At 70.2% G+C, this 20202-nt stretch carries 17 protein-coding genes; 11 read left to right on the top strand and 6 right to left on the bottom strand.

Going from position 1 to position 20202, the window contains the following annotated elements:
- Window positions 1-19: 19 nt before the first annotated feature.
- Window positions 20-643 carry a hypothetical protein gene (locus tag PV419_RS07815; RefSeq protein WP_319687006.1) on the bottom strand — a complete coding sequence of 208 codons (624 nt, stop codon included), beginning with the start codon at window positions 641-643 and terminating at the stop codon, window positions 20-22.
- A gap of 231 nt (window positions 644-874) precedes the next feature.
- On the opposite strand from PV419_RS07815, the gene PV419_RS07810 reads away from it, so the two are divergent.
- Window positions 875-1282, top strand: coding sequence for a Pycsar system effector family protein (locus tag PV419_RS07810; RefSeq protein WP_319687005.1), 408 nt, complete (start codon window positions 875-877; stop codon window positions 1280-1282).
- 6 nt (window positions 1283-1288) lie between these two features.
- Here the strand turns inward: PV419_RS07810 and PV419_RS07805 are convergent, their stop codons facing one another.
- Entirely contained in the window at window positions 1289-1477 is a 189-nt protein-coding gene (locus PV419_RS07805) for a hypothetical protein (RefSeq protein ID WP_319687003.1), read from the bottom strand.
- 14 nt (window positions 1478-1491) lie between these two features.
- On the opposite strand from PV419_RS07805, the gene PV419_RS07800 reads away from it, so the two are divergent.
- The 4 genes from PV419_RS07800 to PV419_RS07785 all read left to right on the top strand — a co-directional run bounded on the left by PV419_RS07800 (window position 1492) and on the right by PV419_RS07785 (window position 5271).
- Window positions 1492-2301: a DUF4037 domain-containing protein gene (locus PV419_RS07800; RefSeq protein ID WP_415925254.1), complete on the top strand. Its 810-nt coding sequence runs from the start codon at window positions 1492-1494 to the stop codon at window positions 2299-2301.
- Between the two features lie 78 nt (window positions 2302-2379).
- Entirely contained in the window at window positions 2380-3096 is a 717-nt protein-coding gene (locus tag PV419_RS07795; RefSeq protein WP_319687002.1) for a VOC family protein, read from the top strand.
- A 61-nt stretch (window positions 3097-3157) separates the two neighbouring features.
- Window positions 3158-4522, top strand: coding sequence for an ankyrin repeat domain-containing protein (locus PV419_RS07790; RefSeq protein WP_319687001.1), 1365 nt, complete (start codon window positions 3158-3160; stop codon window positions 4520-4522).
- A 221-nt stretch (window positions 4523-4743) separates the two neighbouring features.
- Window positions 4744-5271, top strand: a complete 528-nt coding sequence (locus PV419_RS07785) for an RICIN domain-containing protein (protein WP_319687000.1) — start codon at window positions 4744-4746, stop codon at window positions 5269-5271.
- Between the two features lie 589 nt (window positions 5272-5860).
- Here the strand turns inward: PV419_RS07785 and PV419_RS07780 are convergent.
- The 3 genes from PV419_RS07780 to PV419_RS07770 all read right to left on the bottom strand — a co-directional run bounded on the left by PV419_RS07780 (window position 5861) and on the right by PV419_RS07770 (window position 9348).
- The gene (locus PV419_RS07780; protein ID WP_319686999.1) at window positions 5861-8005 is read right to left on the bottom strand and encodes a tetratricopeptide repeat protein; all 2145 of its coding nucleotides are present in this window, start codon (window positions 8003-8005) and stop codon (window positions 5861-5863) included.
- Window positions 8002-8412, bottom strand: coding sequence for a hypothetical protein (locus PV419_RS07775; protein WP_319686998.1), 411 nt, complete (start codon window positions 8410-8412; stop codon window positions 8002-8004). The genes PV419_RS07780 and PV419_RS07775 overlap by 4 nt, the downstream gene beginning before the upstream one ends.
- An 87-nt stretch (window positions 8413-8499) precedes the next feature.
- Window positions 8500-9348, bottom strand: a complete 849-nt coding sequence (locus PV419_RS07770; RefSeq protein ID WP_319686997.1) for a helix-turn-helix transcriptional regulator — start codon at window positions 9346-9348, stop codon at window positions 8500-8502.
- Window positions 9349-9893: 545 nt separating this feature from the next.
- On the opposite strand from PV419_RS07770, the gene PV419_RS07765 reads away from it, so the two are divergent.
- On the top strand, window positions 9894-11033 hold the full coding sequence (locus PV419_RS07765) for a methyltransferase domain-containing protein (protein WP_319686995.1): 1140 nt from the start codon (window positions 9894-9896) through the stop codon (window positions 11031-11033).
- Between the two features lie 91 nt (window positions 11034-11124).
- Here PV419_RS07765 and PV419_RS07760 read toward each other — a convergent pair whose 3' ends face one another.
- Window positions 11125-11340 carry a DUF397 domain-containing protein gene (locus PV419_RS07760; RefSeq protein WP_319686994.1) on the bottom strand — a complete coding sequence of 72 codons (216 nt, stop codon included), beginning with the start codon at window positions 11338-11340 and terminating at the stop codon, window positions 11125-11127.
- A 247-nt stretch (window positions 11341-11587) separates the two neighbouring features.
- Here PV419_RS07760 and PV419_RS07755 point away from each other — a divergent pair, with 247 nt between their 5' ends.
- The 5 genes from PV419_RS07755 to fxsT all read left to right on the top strand — a co-directional run bounded on the left by PV419_RS07755 (window position 11588) and on the right by fxsT (window position 20169).
- Entirely contained in the window at window positions 11588-12112 is a 525-nt protein-coding gene (locus PV419_RS07755; RefSeq protein ID WP_319686992.1) for a cupin domain-containing protein, read from the top strand.
- A 61-nt stretch (window positions 12113-12173) separates the two neighbouring features.
- Entirely contained in the window at window positions 12174-13655 is a 1482-nt protein-coding gene (locus tag PV419_RS07750) for an MFS transporter (protein WP_319686991.1), read from the top strand.
- A gap of 540 nt (window positions 13656-14195) precedes the next feature.
- Entirely contained in the window at window positions 14196-14909 is a 714-nt protein-coding gene (locus tag PV419_RS07745) for a hypothetical protein (protein ID WP_319686990.1), read from the top strand.
- Window positions 14906-16069: a S8 family peptidase gene (locus PV419_RS07740; protein ID WP_319686989.1), complete on the top strand. Its 1164-nt coding sequence runs from the start codon at window positions 14906-14908 to the stop codon at window positions 16067-16069. Before PV419_RS07745 ends, PV419_RS07740 begins: the two co-directional genes overlap by 4 nt.
- Before the next feature lie 248 nt (window positions 16070-16317).
- Window positions 16318-20169: an FxSxx-COOH system tetratricopeptide repeat protein gene (gene fxsT / locus PV419_RS07735; RefSeq protein WP_319686988.1), complete on the top strand. Its 3852-nt coding sequence runs from the start codon at window positions 16318-16320 to the stop codon at window positions 20167-20169.
- Window positions 20170-20202: the final 33 nt, after the last annotated feature.

The raw sequence follows: 20202 nt of genomic DNA, 5'->3' as shown, positions 1-20202 counted from the left end.
ACCTTCCGTAGGCCGTGATTCAGAAATCCGGAAGAAGGTCCAGAACATCCAGTCGGCTCAGGAAGCGTCCAGGCCACGAATACAGCGCGCCACCGAAGGAGAGATTGCGCGTGTAGACGCCCTCCAGCAGGATCGCCAGCCCGATGTCCAGCCCGTCGAAGCCGCCCTGCCCCACCCCCGAGAGGACGCGCGGATGCCGCCACGTCGAGCGCGACATCGTCACGACGGCCCCTTCGCGCCGCAGCTCGTGCCGGAGTTTGCTGCCGAGCACTTGATAGCGGTACGAGCGCTCGGCGATCTCGATCCGCAGCGCCCGCCCGCGCGCCGTCACCGCCAGGTGGCGGCGGGTCAGCCTGCCCGTCCACCCGTCGGCGGTCAGCGTCATCCTGGCCAGGCGCGGCCGGTCGCGGAAGTCGATGCCGACGAAGGACATGGGGGGTGTCCCGTGTCCCGACACCCATGCGGCGATGGTGTCCTGGGCGAGGTCCTCCTCGGCCGGGCAGGCCAGCTCGACCGGCCCGGAACCGGGCACGTCCCCGGCCCAGGTGTGGGTGGCCCTCTTCCTCAAGCGGCCGTGAGCGGAGCCCTTGTGGGTGAGTTCGAAATGGACCGCGTGCTGGCCCGTGTGCCGGCCGGTGTTCATGTGCGCCCCCCCCTGGACAGTTGCGATGGTGAGGCTACCCGCCGTGCCCTCGTACGGCCGGGCGGAAGCGGGTCGGCTTGTCGGGCGGCAACGGGTATGGCCGACCGAGGCGTCTCAGTTCTCAGCAGACCGCGCTCGAAGAGCCTGCCGACGCGACGGGAGAACACACCCATGGCCACCACCACACCTGACCCGCGACCGGATCGGGCGCAAGACCGTATCGCCGCGACGATGACGTCCCTTCAGGCCGACCTGGCCCGCTCCGAATCCAAAGCCAGCCTGCTGCTCGCCCTGTCCGGAGCCGCACTCGTGGCACTGGGCTCCACGGCGTCCGCCCTCCACCCGACCGTCCCGGCCGCCGTGACGAGTGCCCTCGGCGCCGCCGCGCTGCTGGCCACGACCGTGATCCTGCTGCTCGCGGTGCGTCCGCACGTCGGGGGCAACGACTGGACCAGCTGGACCGGATTAAGCAACGACCAGCTGGACGAGCGCCTGACCTCCGGTTACCAGGTGGAACACGTGAAGTTCATGGCGGAGCTCGCCACGCGGAAGTTCCGCCTCATCCGGGGCGCGGTCGACTGCCTCCTCGCCGGGCTCGGCCTCCTGACTCTCACGGCCGTCCTCATCGCGGCGGCCTAGGACGCCTCACCGGCCGCTCACCTGGCGAACGTAGGCGTCGATCAGGGCGAAGGTGGCTTCCGGCCGCTCCATCTGCGGCAGATGGCCCGCTTCGGGGATGACCTGGAGCCGGCCGTTGCCGAAGGCGTCGGCGTAGGCCGCCCCGTAAGGCGTACCCGGGTGCCCCGCGCGAGCGCCCGCCCCGGCGATTCCCATGCTTCCACCGTGCCTTGCCAAACCCGCACCCTCAGCCGTTCTTCCTGGCGGCGGCGCGGGCCAGGAGTTCGGACCGCTGGTGGGCGCTCAACCCGTCGAAGGCGCCGGCGCGGGGCGAACACGCCCCGGACTCGGACGGGGACCTGGGCGTGTACTACCGGGGCCCGCTGGATGTGGAGCGGCTGCGGCTGTCGGCGGCCGAGGTGGTCGGCGGGCCGGTGGAGGTCGCGGGGCCGGGCGGGTGGGGGCCGTGGGTGAACGGCGGGGCGTGGCTGAACGTCGACGGGCAGGCGGTGGACTGGATCCTGCGGGACGTGGACCGGGTGCGGGCGGTGTGGGAGGACTGCCGCGCCGGGCGGTACGAGGTGGGCACGCAGGTCGGACACCCGCTCGGGTTCTGGTCGCCCTGCTACGCGGGCGAGGTGGCCCTCGGGCGGGTGCTGGCCGATCCGGGCGGGGAACTGGGCGAGTTGCGGCGCGAGGCGGGGCACTATCCGGAACCGCTGCGGGAGGCTCTGACGGCGGGGGCGGTGTGGGAGGCGGGGTTCCTGGTGGCGAACGCCGCCAAGTCGGCCCGGCGCGGTGACGTACTGCACGTGTCGCTGAGCCTGTCCCGGGCCGTCGGACTGCTCGTCCAGGCGCTGTTCGCACACCACCGCCGGTGGTGTCTCAACGAGAAGGGCGCGCTGGCGGCGGTGGCGCGGATGCCGGACACGCCTGCCGGGTTCGTGGGGCGGGCGGAGTCGCTGCTGGGGGAGTCGGGGGCGCGGGTGGCCCGGGCGGGTGGGCTGGTGGATGAGGTGCGGGCGGTGGTGGCTGGGTAGCGGGCAAGCCGTGTGCCTGTCGGCTCTGATCGCTAGTCAAGTTTGACTAGAGGGAATCCGCAACCTACTGTCTGGAGCATGGTCGAGAAGGTGATCCCCATCCTCCCCTGCCCGTCGATCCCCGATCTGGTGGAGTTCTATGAGCGCCTCGGCTTCGCTGTAGATCACCTGCAGACCCGCCCCAACCCGTATGCGGCACTGAGCTACGGCGAGGACATCGAGCTGCAGTTCTTCGGCAACAAGTCGGTTGTCCCGGCTGAGTCCTGGTCCACCTGCTACATCACCACCGATCGCGTCGATGAGCTGTACGAGACCTTCCGGGCCCGGCTCAAGACCTCCCTCGGCCGCATCCCGACCCGTGGCATCCCGCGCATCGGGCAGCTCAAAGACACCTCGTACGGCATGCGGCAGTTCCTGATGACCGACCCCGGCGGCAACTGCGTCCGCATCGGCCAGCCCACCGGCGCCTCCACCGAGCACGCACCCGCGCCGAAGGAGCCCTTCGCCCGCGCGGTGCACAACGCCTGGCTGATCGGCATCTCCAAGGGAGACCCCGCCCAAGCCGCCCGCATCCTCGATCACGCCCTCACGAAGGACACCCCGTCCGGCCCCGCCGAGCACTACCGCGCCCTGCTCCTGCGCGCCGACCTCGCCGCCCAACTCGACGACCCCGCCACGGCCCACGCCCGTCTCGCCGAGGCCGCCGCGCTCACACTGAGCGAAGCCGAGCGGACGGAACTGGCGGACGAACTCTCTCGCGCGGCGGACCTCGCGGCCGACCTGGGGAAGGTCTGAGCGGCTTCGGTAAAGTTTTGCCGGGGCAAGGGACTGAGTGATCTGCTGCTAGCTTGACGCGATGCGAGGCGAAGGCGTGCACACCGACGTACTGCGTCAGATCGAGCGGCTCGGCGGAACCATACCCGGGACGATCGAAGCGGGCGTGCACTGGACCGACGCGTCCAGGCCGCTGCCGCCGGAGACCGAGACGCTGATGGCTATCACGTGGCCGCCGCGTACTTTGCTGGTCACCGCCGAGGACGGCGACCGGGTGAGCTTTCCGCAAGGGGCCGGCGGGGGCGATCCGTTCGGGGTGGACCGGCCGTGCTTCGTGATCGGGTTCAACGAGTCGACGCAGCGCTACTGGGTCGTCGACCTCGACGATCCGCGGCCCGGCGATCCCAACGTCTACCGGATTGACCACGACGGGTCCGACGCGGCGGACGCCTTAGGTCATCCGCGGCGGTTGTCGCGGATGCTGGCCGAGCTGACCGTCTACGCGCCGCCGGACTCCGCCCGGCTGGCCAACGCCTGTGCCCACGGCGACCTGGAGACCGTGGCCCCCGCGATCGCCGCGGGTGTCCCGCTGGGGCCGGCCGAGGGTGACCGCTCGGCGATGACCCTGTTGCACTTCGCGGTGATGTCGGGCTCGGCCGAGACGGTGCGGACGCTGCTGGCCGCGGGCGCCGACACCGGCACGCGGACCCGCCACGACAGCCTCCTGACGGAGCTCGGCCTGCACTCCGCCGACTTCGGCATGGAGCGGATCGAGCGCGATGTGACACCGCTCTGGATGGCCGTCAGAGGACCGTTTCGCACCGACCGGCCAGGCCCCTCGGCGGAGGTGGTACGGGCGCTGCTCGACGCCGGCGCCGACCCGCGGGCGACCGACCGCCTCGGCAGGACGCCGCTGCACGTCGTGGCCGAGAGCCGGTTCAGCCACGAGCGCGAGCGGCCGGCTGCCGAGCGGCTTGAGATCCTGCGCTGCCTCATCGATGCCGGCGCGGACGTCGAGGCCGAGGACCGGCTCGGTCTGACGCCGCTGCTGGTGGCAGTCGACGCGCCGGAGTTCGTCGCGGCGCTGCTCGACGCCGGCGCGGACCCGGCGCGGCGCACCGTGCACAAGAACCTGTTCGGGATCAAAGGCGTATCCGCCCTGCACGCCGCCGCCGAGCGCCACCAGGAGACACTCCGGCTGATGCTCGATCGCGCCGGCGATCCCGACCCGCGCACGACGGCAGGCGCGACGCCCCTGCACTACGCGGTGTGGCGGGAAGCCGGGACCGGCATCATCGAGACGCTCATCGCCGCCGGGGCCGACGTCAACGCCCGGATCGCCGATCCGTCCGGGCTCAGGGTCGGCAGCGACACGCCGCTCGGCATCGCCCGGGAGAAGGGCCGCGACGAGATCGCCGAGATGCTCACACGGGCTGGGGCAGCCTGACCCGGTCAGGGGCCGCGTCGGTGGTGCCGTCGGTTGCCCCGCAAGCACCTGACGGGCGGGTAGCGGAGGTTGCCCTCCCCGGGCAGGTCGCATGCCTGTGCTGGCGATGACCTCGACGACCACAAGATCCAGAGTCAAGCTCATGAGTGACAGGCCCGGTGGTCGTACAGGCCACCGGGACCGGTCCCGGGCTGGCCTGGCCATCATGAGAGACAGGGCCGGTGACCGTACAGGTCACCGGGATGACCAGGGGTCGCCAGGGTTCGGCCCCGGAGAAGGAAACGGTCATGCTTGCATTACGATCCGGACGCCCCAGTCGCGTGGCCGGACTGACCGCCGCACTTGTGGCGGGAGTCTTCGGCCTCGGTGTGGCCAACGCTTCCTCAGCGAAGGCAGACGCGATCAACACGTTCAAGAACCATGCGACCTCAAAGTGCCTGGAATATGGCTACACCACTCCGCGCTGCGACGGTCACCCGGCCCAGCAATGGAACGTCCACGCGTGGTCCGACGGCACGCGCGAGCTGAAAAACAAGTTCATCGGCAAGTGCCTCGACGACAGCAACCAGTACGGGCTGCGCACCTTCTCCTGCAACGCCACGCCCTACCAGAGCTGGTATGTCATCCGCCACAACAACAACACGCTGTCACTGAGGAACGAGGCGACCGGACGGTGCCTCGACGACAGCCTCGACTACGGGCTGCGCACCTTCCCCTGCAATGGCATGTCGTATCAGGAATGGTACTGAACGCCCGCTTGGCCACCGCGCGGCTCAGGACGGGCCCTCAGCGGTCAGCCGCACCGTGTGAGATCGGCCGGGCGAGTCCCGGGCACATGTCCGGGAACCTCCACCCGCAGCAGCTCCTCGCGCCAGGCGCGGTCGGCCACTGCGGCGAACAGCTCCCGGACCTGTTGCCCGGACAGCCGGCCCCACCACGCCTCGCCGGCTCCAGCGCCCGGCGCTCCTCCTACTCGGCGCGCTGGCGCCGCAGCTCCGCCTCCTTCTGCTTTGCGCGTTGCCGCCGCCGCGCCTCCTCTGTTCCGCTGGCGCTCAGGAGCGGCGGAAATCGTCCCGCTTGACGGTTCAGGCGCTGTTCGCGCATCTCCGCGGCTGTTGCCTCAACGAGAAGGGGGCGCGCTGGCGGCGGTGGGCGGGTAGCGGGGCGCCGTACATACGCGCGCCATGGCCCGGAGCCATCAGCGGCACACATGAGTTTGTGGTGAGTATGGGACAGCGACACGCCGTGACTTCGGCGTGTCGCTGTCCCATACTCACCACAAAGCCGCTACGGCTCGCGTGACTCGGACGCAGATGAATGGGGGCCGGTTTGGTGCACTCAGGCGTTTCTTTGGGAGCGTCGATGTTGTTCCAAGAGATCCTTGGCGAAAAGTGTCCACGGATGAGCTGGGCCAAGCGCTCTGGTTCGTCTTTCCGCAAGGTTCTCTGCGTGCTCGATAGCCTCTGCGTATTGGCCCAGTGCCGCAAGAATCATGCTGAGTGTTGCCCGGGCGTTCAGCGCGATCGGGTAATCAGGACCGAAACGTCGCACATACTCCGCGAAGGCGGAGCGAATGTGTGGTAGTGCCTCCGCGGATCGCCCTCCCTGATAGAGGGCGTATGCATAGTTGAGCTGTGTATCAAGCGTGATGGAATGGTCTTCTCCGACCTCACGGAGGCAATCCGCGACCAAGGTCGACCCTGCGGCTACCTCGGTCGGCTGGGTGGATACCTCCAGGAGAGACGACCTAGCGAGAAGCGTAAGGGGGTGGGTAGATCCCAAGGCTTGGGTGTGGCCCTCGGCCGCTCGACGCATCAGCGAGGTGCCATCCTGCTCTCGACCAAGGTTGAAGAGCGGACCGGCTAGCTTCAAACAAGTTTGCAGAGTATCCGGTGCTGTTGGACCTAGTATCCGTTCGCAGTCTTCCAGCACGTGCAGATATAGGGCCTCGGACTCCTCGAATCGGCCAAGCCGAAAAAGGGCCCGTGCCATACGCTGACGCAACCTGATGGCCAAGACATGGCCTTGACCGAGTCGGGGAGTCACCAACTCCACAGCCTCACTGCCCAATGCGAGCGCTGAGGCGTAGTCGCCAGCCCTGTGGACAGCAGTGACGAGCCGAAGAGCGCACTCTGCCGCAGCTTCCACCGTCGATTGGCTGGGTGCCCAATTCGCTGTTCTCCGCAGTAGCGCGATCACATGCGGCGCGAGCAGGTTCACCCGGGGTTCCTGCGCTCCTCGGTCAGGCACCTCAGGCAAGACAGCGAGAAGTAGGCGGGCGGCCGTGGCCGAGAGCTGCTCGCGCTGGTCAGCGGGCGTGGTTCGGGCCACGCTGTCGAGGAGTACGCCGTGGGTGCGCAGGCAGCGCATCTCCCCAGGTACGAGCTCGGTCAGGGAGTGATCAAGAAGTCCGCGCAGGGCTGATTCAACGCGAAAAGCCGGGAGCGTCGGGTCGAGCTCGACTCCGGAGAGGACCGACAGCGGCAACGGATCACTGGACCAGCAAGCGAGGAGGCTCAGAAGGCGGCCCGCTTCGGGCAGGCCTTGGGTGGCGAGGGCATCGAGGGAGAGCTGCCAGGTGTGGCTGAGCAGGTGCCGCGAGTCACCGCCGACGGCTGCGGCGCCCTGGTCGATGAGCTCGATGGGATCGGTGGGGTTGAGACCGGAGCCGCCGCCGTCCAGTCGGCGGCTGTAGTCCGCGAGAGTCCATGGGTCGATCACCTGGTGGGCAAGGAATCCGCCGGCGAGGGTGAGCGCCAAGGGCAGCCGTCCGAGGCGGTCGGCGACCTCAGCGGCGTCTTCGGCCGACCCGGCATGCGGTGCGAGGTCGTGGAGAACGAGAGCGGCATCCTCGCGTGGAAGCACGCCGAATTGCAGGAGTTCGGCGCCGGGCCACCAGTGAGCTGCTGCTTGCCGGGTCGTGACGACGACAGTGCCGGCCGGGCTGGTGCGCAGCCAGCCGCCGTCGCGGAGGATGGCGGGGGTATCGGCATTGTCGAGGACCAGCAGCCAGGGCTCGTCGGAGTGGTCGAGGTAGTGCCACACGAGGTCGGCGGCGGGGCGTAGTCCGCTGCGTGCTCCCACCAGTTCGCCATCGGTGGCTCCGCGGTCGGCTGCGGCGGCGAGCATGCCGGAGCGTAGGGAGGCGGGGTCGGATGCGTTGACCCACAGCCCGAGTCGACCGGCCTCGCCGGTGGCGTGGTGGAAGAGCGCATAGGCAACTGCGGTCTTGCCGCATCCGCCCAGCCCGTGGAGGACGTAGACGCGGTTGCCGACGCCAGGCTCAACGGCGGCGCGCAGTCGGTCCATCTCCCCGGCCCGGTCGCGAAGCACTACGGGAGCGCGGCCAACCGCCGGGCGGCGTACGGAGTCGGGCCCCGACCAGTCGGGGGTGTGATGGTGATGCTCGATGATGTGCTGGTCACCGGAGGCTTGATAGACGCGGCCTTGGCCATCGGCCCAGGCGTCATTGCGGCCGCTCACCGCTGGCCGAAGTTCTGGTCGCGGCCGGCCTGGTAGACCCTTGCCTGACCGGAGGCTGTGGCGTGCTGAGTCACCGATGGGGCTTCGGGCGTGTGCGGGGCCAGTTCGTTTAACAGCGTCCGCAAGGCCTCCATCTCCTCCGGATGGGTCACGAGTAGCCGCCGGACACGCCCCTGCCACTCTGCGCCCAGCTCCTCGCGGGAGTCGAGGTCACCATTGGCCTGCGCAGCGAGCAGGTCGCTGCGCGTCGCGTCGAGTTCGGCGGAAATTGCGTCGGCCCGGTCCGGCTGAGCACGACGCCATAACGAGGCGAAGCCTTCTCTGACGCTTTGCCACACCTCGGTTGTCAGCATCGTGACCAGGGTCGTCCCTGCCGTACTCGCCAGCGCGACCATCTCCGGATCCACGAACTCGCCCCCTCCGACCAGCCGCTGTCCTGTCGCCCCAGAGCCGCCGTGCCTGGACGAACGAGGTCCAGGTAGCGGCTTCGAAGATCAGCTCCGGGATGATGGGCATGACTCGCAGACCTCCATGGCCGTTCGGATCAGCCTCGCGGATTCCTTGGGCGTTAAGGCGTACGCCCGTAGCACGTCGTAGGCCCGCCGGCGCTCCTGCACCGAGGTCTCTCCCTCGTAGAGATGGCTGGCGTCGATGCCCTCGTCGTACGCCACCATGGAGCTGTCAGGGAGGACAAGAAGGTCGAGGTCACCGCCGATCAACCGGTGTGCGCCATGGCTGTACGGCAAGACCTGAATCTTGCTGCGCGGCGTGTCCATCAGGGGCAGCAGCGCCGCCAGTTGTTCGTGCATGACCTTTGGTCCGCCGATCTGCCGCCAAATCACCGATTCGTCGAGCACAACCCACACGTGCGGCGCTGCGTTGCCCCGCAGCCGCTCCCGACGACTCAGTCGTGCCGCGACCCGCTGCTCGATCTCCTCCTCTGTCGCCTCACCAGCACCAGCGCTGAGTAGTTCACGTGCGTATGCCTCCGTCTGCAACAGGCCCGGCACCACGCACGACGACCAATGCGCGATGGACTCGGCCCGCGCCTCGAAGTCCATGTACCGCCGGTACTTGTCCGGGTGCACCTCATGCCGTGCCAGTTCGTACAGCCTGGTGAAGTGGCCGTCCGTGCCGAACGCCGCATCCAGCTTCTCCGACAGGCCCTCCGGGATCATCGACTCCGCCGTCTCGATACGCCCCAGGTGCGGCTTGCTGTACTTCAGGACCTCGGCCAGCCGGGCCAGCGACATGCCCGCCCCACCCCGCAGGCGGCGCATCTCCGAGCCGTAGAAGTGGCGGACTGATCGATTCGGGTTCAGCGGCCTTGGCTGGAACGTCATTGGTCCCTCCCTCTCTGCTCCGGAACGGGCTTAACGACGGGGCGACGTGCGCTGTCTCTCCCCCAGCTGCGAGACAGCGCCTCCCTGTCCAACAGTACGCACTGAGCGCGACGCTTGCACTGCACACGGTAGTCAGTGCTGGAATACGGCACGCAACGAAAGCAGGTTCGGTGAAGGACGGCCGTATCGAGCAACCGCCCCGCAATCTCCGTCTGATCAGGTCCGCGATGACGGTCACGGTCTACAAGCTGAACCCCACGACACGATCGCGGACGGAAGTCTCCTCGTGGTCGTGCCCGCCGATGGCTTACGGCGATCCCTTCAGCCTGTCGTCTGTCTGGCCGCCGTGCGAGTGTCCGCGCTGCCGACAGCGGGGCAGGTGACCCTGCCCGGAGTAGTGCGTTGGAATCGGCGAAAGGAAGGAAAGCCGATGGGTAGCCACGGAAAGCCACCAGCCCCGAACCCCCAGCCGAAGGAGCCGTCGCCGAGTGACAGCGACAGTCAGCACCGGATGTCTCGAAGCCGGGCGGCGGGACGCACCGCAAATGACCCTCGATGAACTGCGCGTCCAGGCCGCCGAGATCATCGGCGGCCTGGACGGGTTTCCCGGGCCCTGGATGCGCGAGACCTTCCTGAAGGTGCCGCGCCACGTGTTCGTGCCCGACACCGTGTGGGTCTGGCGGCAGGACGCCTACCGGCCGGTTCGTGCCTCCGACGAACCGGACACGTGGGCCTCGTTGGTGTACGACCCGCGGCACCCCTTGGTCACACAGGTGGACGACGGGCAGGTCGACGGCGGAGCCGCGGACGCGCGCGGGGCCCTGCCCACCAGCTCGATCAGCGCCCTGAACGCGGTGTTCACCATGCTCGCAGCCGCCGATGTGCACCCCGGCCTGAAGGTGCTCGAAATCGGCACCGGTACCGGCTACAACGCCGCGCTGCTCTGCGAGCGGGCCGGGGAGGCGAACGTCGTGTCGGTCGAGGTGGACGCTGGGCTGGCGGAGGAGGCCGTTCGACGGCTGGCCGCAGCCGGGTATCTGCCGCGCGTGGTGGCGGGCGACGGGGAGTGCGGATGGGCGGGCTGCGCGCCGTACGACCGGGTGTTGTGCACGGCGTCGCTGCGCCGAGTTCCCTTCGCGTGGGTAGAGCAGACCCGGCCCGGTGGCCTGATCGTCACGCCGTGGAAGACGACGCTGCAGCCTCACGGAATGGCCTGCTTGCGGGTGTCCGAGGACGGCGGTTCCGCGAGCGGACACTTCGGGCGCCCGATGTCGTTCATGGACCTGCGGGGTCAGCGGCGGCCGGAGTTCCCGCTCAAGGACGTGTACACCACCAAGTCCTGGGACGAGAGCCGCGATAGCCGTACCAACCTCGACCTGTCGTCCCTGGACGACAACTTTCACGCACGGTTCGCGTTGGGCCTCCGGCTTCCCGGTGTGCATGCCGACCGGGAGGGCGACGCGTGGTGGTTCGCCACGGCCGACTCGTGGGCGTACGTACGCGACGGAGGCGTCCAGCAATGGGGCCCGCGAGACCTCTTCGCCGAGGTGGAGGGCGCGCACCAGTGGTGGCGGGCGGCCGGGGAGCCGGAGCTTTATGAGTTCGGGCTCACGGTGACCTCTGACCGGCAGGTCGTATGGCACGCGGACCCGGAACGTGGCCGTCGGTGGGAGCTGCCCGTCTGAAGTGGCGGTGGCCCGAGCAGGACACGGACACGCCGACGCCACGGCGTGTCCGTGTCTCGTATCCACTACGAAGTCGCCCGCGGTTCAGGGCTTAGGCGGCGTGGAACTCCCCGCGCTTGACGGCCTGTACGAACGAGGTCCAGGTTGCAGACTCGAAGACCAGGGCCGGGCCCTCGGGGCTCTTACTGTCGCGGAGCGGGACTATCCCGGGTATGCCGTCGACGACCTCAACGCATGAGCCTCCCTGCGTGTTGCTGTAGCTGGACTTGCGCCACACAGCCGTGCTCAGGTCCGGGGTGGTTGGCATGAGTCGCAGACCTCCATGGCGGCTTGGATCAGCCTCGTCGATTCTCTGGGCGACGGTCGTACGCCCGTGCGAATGGTAGGTCTGCTGGTGCTCATCCAGTAGTAGCGGTTGTCGGTGGGAGCTGCCGCCGCCCGCCGAATTGACCTATGAAATAGACGTCTGAATGAACCATCTAATGGGTCTTTCGGCGGCCTAGTTTGGTTGGTGTCAAGGGGACAACCGCCACAAGCAGCAGCTGGGAGCCACCATGAGCAGCAACAACACCACCGCCACCGAGCCCACCGCCCCCGTCCTCGTCCGCGCCGAGCAGGCCGAGACGCTTCAGGACGGTGCCACCAGCCTCATCACGCTGCTCGCTGACGCGGGCGTGACCGGTGGGGCACTCACGGCCAACAAGGCGACCTTCGAGAAGGGGTCACCCGGGGCTCCGGCGCACTTTCATACCAAGGCCACCGAGATGTTCTTCGTCCTCGACGGCACGATGCGCATCCTGGTCGGCGACGAGGTGCACACCCTCGGCAAGGGTGACTTCCTGACCGTGCCGCCGACCGTCCCGCACGCGTTCGCGCCGGCGGCGGACAGCACCGCGGAGCTGCTGGTGGTGTTTACGCCGGGGCTACACCGCTTCGATTACTACCGGCTGTTGGAGCGCGTGTACCGGGGTGAGGCGAGCGTGCAGGAGATTCGCGAGAGTTCTGAGACGTACGACAACCACTACTACGAGAGCCCCGTGTGGCAGGGCGAGCTCGCCGGGCGTCGTACGGGCAGCTGAGCCCCACCCCTTCCCCACTCCACCGCAACCCCGTCCTCACGCGCCGACAGCAGGCTTCGCCATGCCCTCCACCAGTACGCCCGTGCCACCGCCGCCCCGGCGGCTCGGCCTCACCCTCGCTCTGCTGGCCTTCGCCCAGCTGATCATCTCCATCGACTACAACATCGTGTACGTCGCCCTCCCCGAAATCGGATCCGGCCTCGGCTTCTCGGCGGGCGACCTCCAGTGGGTGATCAGCGCGTACGCCGTCGCCTTCGGCGGGTTTCTGCTGCTGGGCGGCCGGGCGAGCGATCTGTTCGGGCCGCGCCGGATGTTCGCGCTGGGGCTCGGTCTCTACGCGGTCGCGTCGCTGCTCGGCGGGCTGGCCGGGACGCCGGGGCTGCTCGTCGCGGCGCGGGCCGTACAGGGGGTCGGCGGGGCGTTTCTGTTCCCCGCCACGCTGACGCTCGTCTCGACGAGTTTTCCCGAGGGGCGGGAGCGCAACCGGGCGTTCGCGGTGTGGGGCACGGCCGGAGGCAGCGGCATGATCCTCGGCTCGCTGCTCGGCGGTGTGCTCACCGACGCGTTCGGCTGGGCATCGGTGTTCTTCGTCAACGTGCCGCTCGCGGGTCTGGCGGCCGGGCTGACGTACGTACTGATCGCCCCGGACGCCCCGCGCGCCCGCGGCCGTTCGTTCGACATCGCCGGGGCGCTGACCTCCACGGTCGCGGTCACCGCTGTCGTGTTCGCGCTGGTGCAGGGGCCCGAGTCGGGCTGGACCTCATCCGCCGTGCTGGGCTCGGCGGCCACGGGCGGGGTGCTGCTGGCCGCGTTCGTCGCGGTGGAGCGGCGCAGCGCGGATCCGCTGCTGCCGCCGCGGCTGTTCGCCAACCGCAATCTGAGTGTCGGGGCCGTGGTCACCTTCCTGTACATGGGGACGTTCGGCACCCTGATGTACTTCCTGACCGGCTACTTCCAGGGCGTGCACGGCTACGACGCGCTGAGCGCCGGGCTGGCGTTCCTGGTCCCGATGGTCGCGATCGCGGTCGGTTCGCAGTCCGCCGGCCGCCTGGCCACGCGGTACGGCATCCGCGCGGTGCTGATCGCGGCGCTGGTGGTGGGCGCGGCCGGCACGGTGGCGGTCGGGGCCTCGATGTCCGTCGGCGCCTCGTACCTCGCGCTGGTCCCCGGGCTGGTGGTCATGGGGCTGGGCCAGGGCGCGGGCTACACCCTGATGTTCGGGGCCGCCGCGCTCGGGGTGGCGGCCGAGGAGCAGGGCATCGCGTCGGGTGTCGCCTCGACCAGCCAGCAGGTCGGCGGCGCGGTGGGGCTCGCCCTGCTGGTCGCCGTGGCGGGCGCGGGCCTCGGCGGGCAGCGGGGCGAGGCGCTGCGCGCGGCCACCACGGACGGGTTGCGTACGGCGGTCTTCGTCGCGGCGGCGGGGATCGTGGTCACTGCACTCGTCGCGCTGGGGTTGCGTCGGCCCGCGCCCGCGCGGGTGGCCGAGCCGGTGGGTGAGCGCGCCACCGAGGCCGTTGCCTCCCGGCCTGTTGCGCATGTCTGATGTCACATCGTTTTTGCTGCGGCGGCGTCCGCCACCCACACCGGGTGGCGGGCGCCGCCGCCTTGCGAAAGGCGGCGCAGCATGTCACGGCCACGTTGTGTCCACGCGAAGCGGTTAAAACGGTCCCCTCTCCGGCAAGGACCAGGGGCAACGCCCTCGGCCGACACCGCCTGTCGTATCCTCGCCGGGAACGTCGCGGCCGGGCCGGCGAGCTGGGCATTGCCGCAGCTAGGAAGGCGGCCGCTCCCATCAGCAAGTCTTCATGGGGGAGTGGGAGAACCGATGTCCTACCCGCCGCCTGGCGCCCCGGGCAGTCCGAATCAGTATCCTTCGCAGCCGCCGATGCCGGCCACACCACCGCCTGGCCCGGCCGTTCCGCCTCCTGGACAGGCGCCCTGGCCGGCGCAAGGCCCAGCCGTCCCGCCTCCCGGGCAGGGTCCATGGCCTGCGCAGGGCGCACCCGTTCCGCCTCCCGGACAGGCGCCCTGGCCGCCGCAGGCCCCACCGAGCGGGGGTTCGGGGGGTGGCGGGGGCCGAAAGGTGCTGGGTTCGTTCCTCGCTGTCCTCGGAGTGCTGCTGCTCATCGGCGGCGGCGCGCTCACCGCGCACACGTACAGCAACTACCGCCAGGAGCTGCCGAATTACGCATACGGCAAGGTGATGTGGCGTGACGAACCGGTGGACAAGGTGTTCCCGGCCACGCTCGGCGGCAGTGGTGGCTACAACGGCGGGCTCTACGACCGTAAGCAAGCGGTGTGGAACCGCGTGGGGATATCACCGGAGACCGACTGCGACAAGGGCCTCACGCGCGCCACGCTGAAGGCTGCCAAGGCCAATGGCTGCAAGGCGGTCCTGCGCGCCACGTACGTCGACTCCACCGGGAACATGGTCGCGACGGTCGCGCTCGTGGTGCTGCCCGAGGGTGGACCGAAGGAGAAGGTCGTCACGGCCTACGAGGACAAGCGGGAAACCGAGGGCGCGGTCGCTCCGTACGCGGTGCCCGGCACCCTGGCCGCCAAGTGGAAGGACCGCAACGGCGCCTACGTCACCGCGGCGTACGGCGAGAACCTGCCGTACGTCCTGGGCGCCAGCATCGGCTCCGCGGACGGCTACGTCGCGGGTGTGCTGCCCGGCGAGTGGGGCGAGTACGGCGGCAACGACACCGACCTCGAGTCCTGGCACGCCAACGCCGAAGACCTCGTCGGTCTCTTCCGCGCCCACATCGACCGCATGCAGATGGGAGACCCGCGGTGAGCATCCGCTCCATACGCGATACCGCCGTCAGCGGTGCCGCCCTGACGGTCCTGATAGGCGCGGCTCTCTCCTGGGGCGCGGTCCCCGCCGCAGCCGCGGAGAACGCCCCGGCCGGCTGGGAGTCGGCCGCCCTCGGCCTGCCCGCGGCGCACAAGGCCAGCCAGGGCGAAGGCGTGACCGTGGCGGTGCTGGACAGCGGCATCAACCCAGACCACCCGGCGCTCAAGGGCCGGGTGACCAAGGTCGGCCCCGATTTCTACGACTCCGACGGCCTCAAGTCCGGCGACGAAGGGTACGGCGAGCACGGCACCGCCATGGTCTCGGACGTCCTCAAGGTCGCGCCCAAGGCCAAGATCATCACCGCTCGGGTGATCAACGACAGTGATGAGCTGAAGTTCGAGCGCACGAAGGACGGCGTCACTCCGCTCGCGAAGGGCATCGACTTCGCGGTGGAGAACGACGCCGACGTGATCTCGATGTCCCTCGGCGGAGGCCTGTTCGGAGACCTGGACGGCACCGAAGTGTCAGCCATAGCCCGCGCCGTGCAAAAGGGCGTCACCGTACTGGCCAGCGCGGGCAACAGCGGAGACGAGCTCAACGACGGCAATTTCCCCGCCGGATACGCGGAAGTGATCTCCGTCGCCGCGACCAAGCCCGGCGGACAGCGCGCCGACTTCTCCACGGTGCGCACCCACAACACCATCGCCGCCCCCGGCGTCGGCATCACCAGCGCCGACAAGGACGGTGGCTACCGCCAGATCAACGGCACCTCCCCGGCCGCGGCCCTCGCCGCCGGTGTCACCGCGCTGATGCTGGCGAAGAACCCGGACCTGACCCCGGCGCAGACCCGCGCGATCCTGATGCGCACGGCCGACCATCCGGCAGGCGGGCACAACGCGTTTGTCGGTGCCGGCCAGATCAACGCCGCGGCCGCGGTGCGCGCGGCGGCCAACCCGCCGAAGATCGACACCGCGCCGAAACCCTACAAGGGAAGCGTCAAGCACTTCGCGTCGCCGACCGGCACCAGCAAGATCGCCCATCCACCGATGGAGACGGAGGTGCTCGCGATCGGCCTCGGCGCGGTCGGCGGCGGCGTGCTGCTGGTGACCTGGGGCCTGCTGCTGTTCCGGAAGAGCAGGAGACAACGAGCCGCGGCCTGAGGCGGCGATGACTCTCAACCCACCGTCCGCTCCAGCAGCCAGCCCACCAGGGCGCGTACGGCGCCCGAGACCGCGGCGGCGGCGAGGGCGAGGAGCGGGCGGGGGGCGGGGTGGTTCGCGGGTGGCATGGGGAGGGGTCCTTTCCGTGCGGCCGGTCGGTTCGCCGGGTACTTTCACCTTGCGTGGGGCGCCGGGTGTTGCGGCAGGTGTCACGCGTTGCCGATCGCCGCAACGGGGGAGGGGCGTGCGTGGAGGACGAGGAGGAGCTGCGCGGGGAGTTGGTGCCGCTCGCGGGGGACCCCGGGCGGGTCGGGGACCTCAAGCCGATACCCGGTCATGTGGAGCGGTCCTGCGCCGAGTTGGCGGAAGCGCTGCGGGGGCTGTTCGGGGCGGTCGGGGTGTCCCTACGGGTGTTCGCGCTGCGGGTGCACCGCGATCCGGGCACCGTGTCGCGCTATCTGAACGGCACGGTCGTCGCCCCGGCCGAGTTCGTGGACACGCTGCTGACCCACGCCGCCAAGGCCACCAGGCGGCCGTCGTCGCCCGAGGTCATCGCTCATGTGCACGGCCTGCAACGGCGGGCGTTGCAGGCCACCAACAGGTCCGGCTGGGAGCTGCAGAACCTGCGTGACCAGCTCGCCGACGCCGACCGGCGGCGCCAGCAGGCCGAGGTGCGCGCGGAGGCGCTGACCGAGGCGTTGCAGGCGCGGAAACAGCGGATCGCGGAGATGGAGATCGAGCAGCGGCAGCTCGCCGTCTCGATGTCGGTCGAGCGCGACGGACGCGGCGCCGAGGTGGAGCTGCTGCGGGACGAGCGGGAGCGGTTACGCGGTGAACGGGACCGGCTGAAGGACGAGGTTTCCCGGCTGGAAGGAGAGTTGGACCAGGCGCGGCGGCAGGCGCTGGAGGCCGAGCGGCGGTGCGAGGAGCTGGAGCACCAGCTCCAGGCAGGGGAGGAGGCCGCGGCCGAGCAGGCCGAGGCCGAGGACCCCGTGGCGCGCCGGCTGTCGCTCGCGGAGGAGCAGGCCATCGCCGCGGAGGAGCGGGCCCGGCGGTTGGAGTGGGAGCTTGCCCGGATGCGGGGCGAGGACGGCGGGCGGGTCTCCCCGGCCTCCTCCCCGGGGGACCGGGTGGTCGCGGGGCACCCGGGGGATGTGGTGTACGCGCCTACGCCGCTGAGCCCAGGCGCGTCCGGCGGCCCCACCGGCGGCCCCACGGGCGGGCTGCCCGGCCATCTGCCCGTCATCGTGACGTACGCCGGACCCAACCGCCCCTGGGCGGCCTGGGTCGCCCAGCGCCTGGCGGCGACGGGCGTCGCGCGCGAGGACATCACCGTCCGGCGCTGGGACCCCACGGCCGAGCCGTCCCAGGACCTGGACCGCGCGGTGGCCGATCTGCTCGGCGACGACGCCTTCCATCTGCTGTTGCTGAGCGAGCACTTCTTCGCCCTCGACGCGGTCCGCACCGCGGACGAGTGGGAGGCAGCGCTGGGGAGTGTTGCCGTACGCCGGCGCGCCGACCGGATCGCCGCCTTCGTCGTCAGCTATCACCCGCTGCCGGTCGGCGTCGCCCGGCTGGGTGCCGTCGGGCTGTTGGGGGTGGTCGACGAGGTGGAGTGCGAGTTCCGGCTGCTGCGGGCGCTCGGGATGGGCGCGGCCCAAGCCAGGACAAACGCTGGTCGGCACAGGTCACGGCTGCCCGGGCACCCGCCCGAGCTGTGGGACGGGGTGCCGCGCCGCAATCCCACCTTCACCGGCCGCGACGTTCTCCTGGAGCGGATCAACGACTTTCTGCGGGGTGCCCCCGCCGAAGCCGCCGTGTGCGCCCTCGTGGGGCTGCCGGGCATCGGCAAGACCCAGCTCGCCACCGAGTACGCCTATCGCTTCGGCGCGGAGTACGACGTGGTGTGGTGGGCCTCGGCGCATGAGCGCGGGGTGCTGGAGGAGCGGCTGGGCGGGCATCTGGCGGATTACGGCAAGGACGTTCAGGGGTACTCCACGTCCGCCCGGGCCGGGGCCACGCTGGACAAACTGCGCCGGGGCGTGCCGTCCGACCGCTGGCTGCTGGTGCTCGACGGGGCCGACGCCCCGGAGGCCGTCGCCGATCTGCTGCCGGGCGGGCGCGGCCATGTGCTGATCACCTCGCAGAACCGTGGCTGGGCCGACCACTACGTCGAGCTGCTGGAGGTGCCGCCGTTCAGCAGGGACGAGAGCGTGGCGTTCGTACGGGCCCGCGCCGCGCGGCTGGGCCGCGAGGAGGCGGACGCGCTCGCCGCCGCCGTGGAAGACCTGCCGCTGCCGCTCGACCAGACGGCTGGGTGGCTGAACGGTTCGACGATGCCCGCCGAGGAGTACAGCCGCCGGCTGCGCGAGGGCGGGTCGGTGCCCGTGAAGTCCGGGGTGGTGTACCCGGCGCCGTATGCCTCCGCGTTCAAGGAGCTGATCCGGCGGCTGCAGGCGCACTCACAGCTGGCCGCCGATCTGCTGCAGCTCTGCGCGGTCTTCGGGCCGGGCCTGGTGCCGCTCGCGCTGCTGCGGGCCGTTCCGGGGGAGCTGGTCTCCCCGGCGGTGGCGGCGCTGCTGGAGGACCCCAGCCACTTCGAGGTCACCGTGGGCAAGCTCGTGCAGCACTCCGCGGTCCGGAGGGAGGCGGAGGCGCTGCGGCTGCACCGCTTCGTCTGTGACGCGGTCCGCAGAAGAAGGCCGGACGACCGCCGGGACAAGGACGACCGGGTCATCCGTCATGCCCTTGCCGCGGCTCATCCGGGACCACCGGAGGACCCCGCAACCTGGCCCCGCTACGCCGAGCTTGTGCCGTATCTCGAATGGTCGAGCGGGCGGCTGGGCCTCGACTGCCTGACGTATCTGACGCTCAGCGGCGATTACGCGACGGCCTTGCGCCTCGTCGACGAGGTCACCGATGCGCCCGATGCGCCCGCTCTGGACAGGGAGCTCATCCTGCGCTGCAGCGCCCTGCTGCGGGCGACCGGGAACTACGCCCGGGCCGAGCGGCTGGACCGGGAGGTCCTGGATGAGTCTGACGAGGCCGACTCACCCGCCGCGATGAACGCGCTCTCCGCCGACCTGCGGGGCCTGGGCCGCTACGCCGAGGCGTACCAGCTCTGCCAGCGGCAGGCGGACCTCTCCTCGCCGCCCAAGGACAGCCCGGACCACCTACGCGCTCGGGCCGAACTGGCCGCCTCGCTGCGGGCGCTCGGCCATTACCAGTCGGCGCTGGACGTGGACGAGCTGGTCCTGGAGCGCCGGAGAGCGACCCTGGGGAGCGACCATCTGGAGACGCTGGCCTCCGAGACGGCCTACGGATGGGACCTGCTGCTGATGGGCCGCTACGCGGATGCACTGGGCCACCAGTCCCGCAGCGTCGAGCGGCACAACGCATCCGTCGGGAGCGAGACCCCGCACACGCTGCTGGCCGAGTGCGCCCTGGCGATGTGCCGGCTCAACTGCGGTGAGATGGAATCCGGCACCGCCCTGCTCGCCGTGGTGCTGGACCGCGCGCGGCGGCTGCTGGGCGAGGACGCGCCGCTCTCCCTGATGATCGCCTGCCACTACTCCAGTGCGCTGCGGAGCAGGGGCCGCCTCGAAGAGGGCAGGCCTCTGGCGGAGTTCGTCGCGGACGCTTATCGGTTCACTCTGGGAGCCCTGCACCCGTACGCCATCGGGGCGGCGGCGAGCCACGGGGCCGCGCTGCTGTCGAGCGATGCCGGGCTGGCGCGGACGGTGCTGGAGAAGGCCCTGACCGAGATGACCGCCGCACTCGGCGAGGACCACCCCTGGACGCTGGGCATCGCCGTCAACACCGCCGCCGCCCACCAGATTGTGGGGGACAGGACGGACGCCTGTGCGCTGAGCCGGGAGGCCGCGCTGCGGGCCGAGCGGGTGCTGGGGCAGCGGCATCCGCTGACCCTGGTGGCGCGGCTGGCGCTCGCCGCCGACCTGCGGGAGATCAAGGGCGGACGGGAGGAGGCGTGGGCGATCGAGCGGGCGGCCGTTGATGAGCTGGCGGCCGTCTTCGGGACGGAGCACGGCCTCCTGGGACCCGCCCGCGTCTTGTGGAACTTCGAGCCGTTGCTCGTCTGAACAGCCGGAAGGCCCGGCCCCACGCAACTTTCG

The organism is Streptomyces sp. ME19-01-6, from assembly GCF_033793745.1.
In the GTDB taxonomy this organism is placed as follows: domain Bacteria; phylum Actinomycetota; class Actinomycetes; order Streptomycetales; family Streptomycetaceae; genus Streptomyces.
The sequence above is the reverse complement of the archived record's forward strand: the minus strand, read 5'-3'. Positions and strand labels throughout refer to the sequence as shown.

Excerpts from the sequence above, each read along its gene's own strand:
- PV419_RS07815 (WP_319687006.1), bottom strand. The coding sequence starts at position 643 with ATGAACACCGGCCGGCACACGGGCCAGCACGCGGTCCATTTCGAACTC.
- PV419_RS07810 (WP_319687005.1), top strand. The coding sequence starts at position 875 with ATGACGTCCCTTCAGGCCGACCTGGCCCGCTCCGAATCCAAAGCCAGC.
- PV419_RS07805 (WP_319687003.1), bottom strand. The coding sequence starts at position 1,477 with ATGGGAATCGCCGGGGCGGGCGCTCGCGCGGGGCACCCGGGTACGCCT.
- PV419_RS07795 (WP_319687002.1), top strand. The coding sequence starts at position 2,380 with ATGGTCGAGAAGGTGATCCCCATCCTCCCCTGCCCGTCGATCCCCGAT.
- PV419_RS07790 (WP_319687001.1), top strand. The coding sequence starts at position 3,158 with ATGCGAGGCGAAGGCGTGCACACCGACGTACTGCGTCAGATCGAGCGG.
- PV419_RS07770 (WP_319686997.1), bottom strand. The coding sequence starts at position 9,348 with ATGACGTTCCAGCCAAGGCCGCTGAACCCGAATCGATCAGTCCGCCAC.
- PV419_RS07765 (WP_319686995.1), top strand. The coding sequence starts at position 9,894 with ATGACCCTCGATGAACTGCGCGTCCAGGCCGCCGAGATCATCGGCGGC.
- PV419_RS07760 (WP_319686994.1), bottom strand. The coding sequence starts at position 11,340 with ATGCCAACCACCCCGGACCTGAGCACGGCTGTGTGGCGCAAGTCCAGC.
- PV419_RS07755 (WP_319686992.1), top strand. The coding sequence starts at position 11,588 with ATGAGCAGCAACAACACCACCGCCACCGAGCCCACCGCCCCCGTCCTC.
- PV419_RS07750 (WP_319686991.1), top strand. The coding sequence starts at position 12,174 with ATGCCCTCCACCAGTACGCCCGTGCCACCGCCGCCCCGGCGGCTCGGC.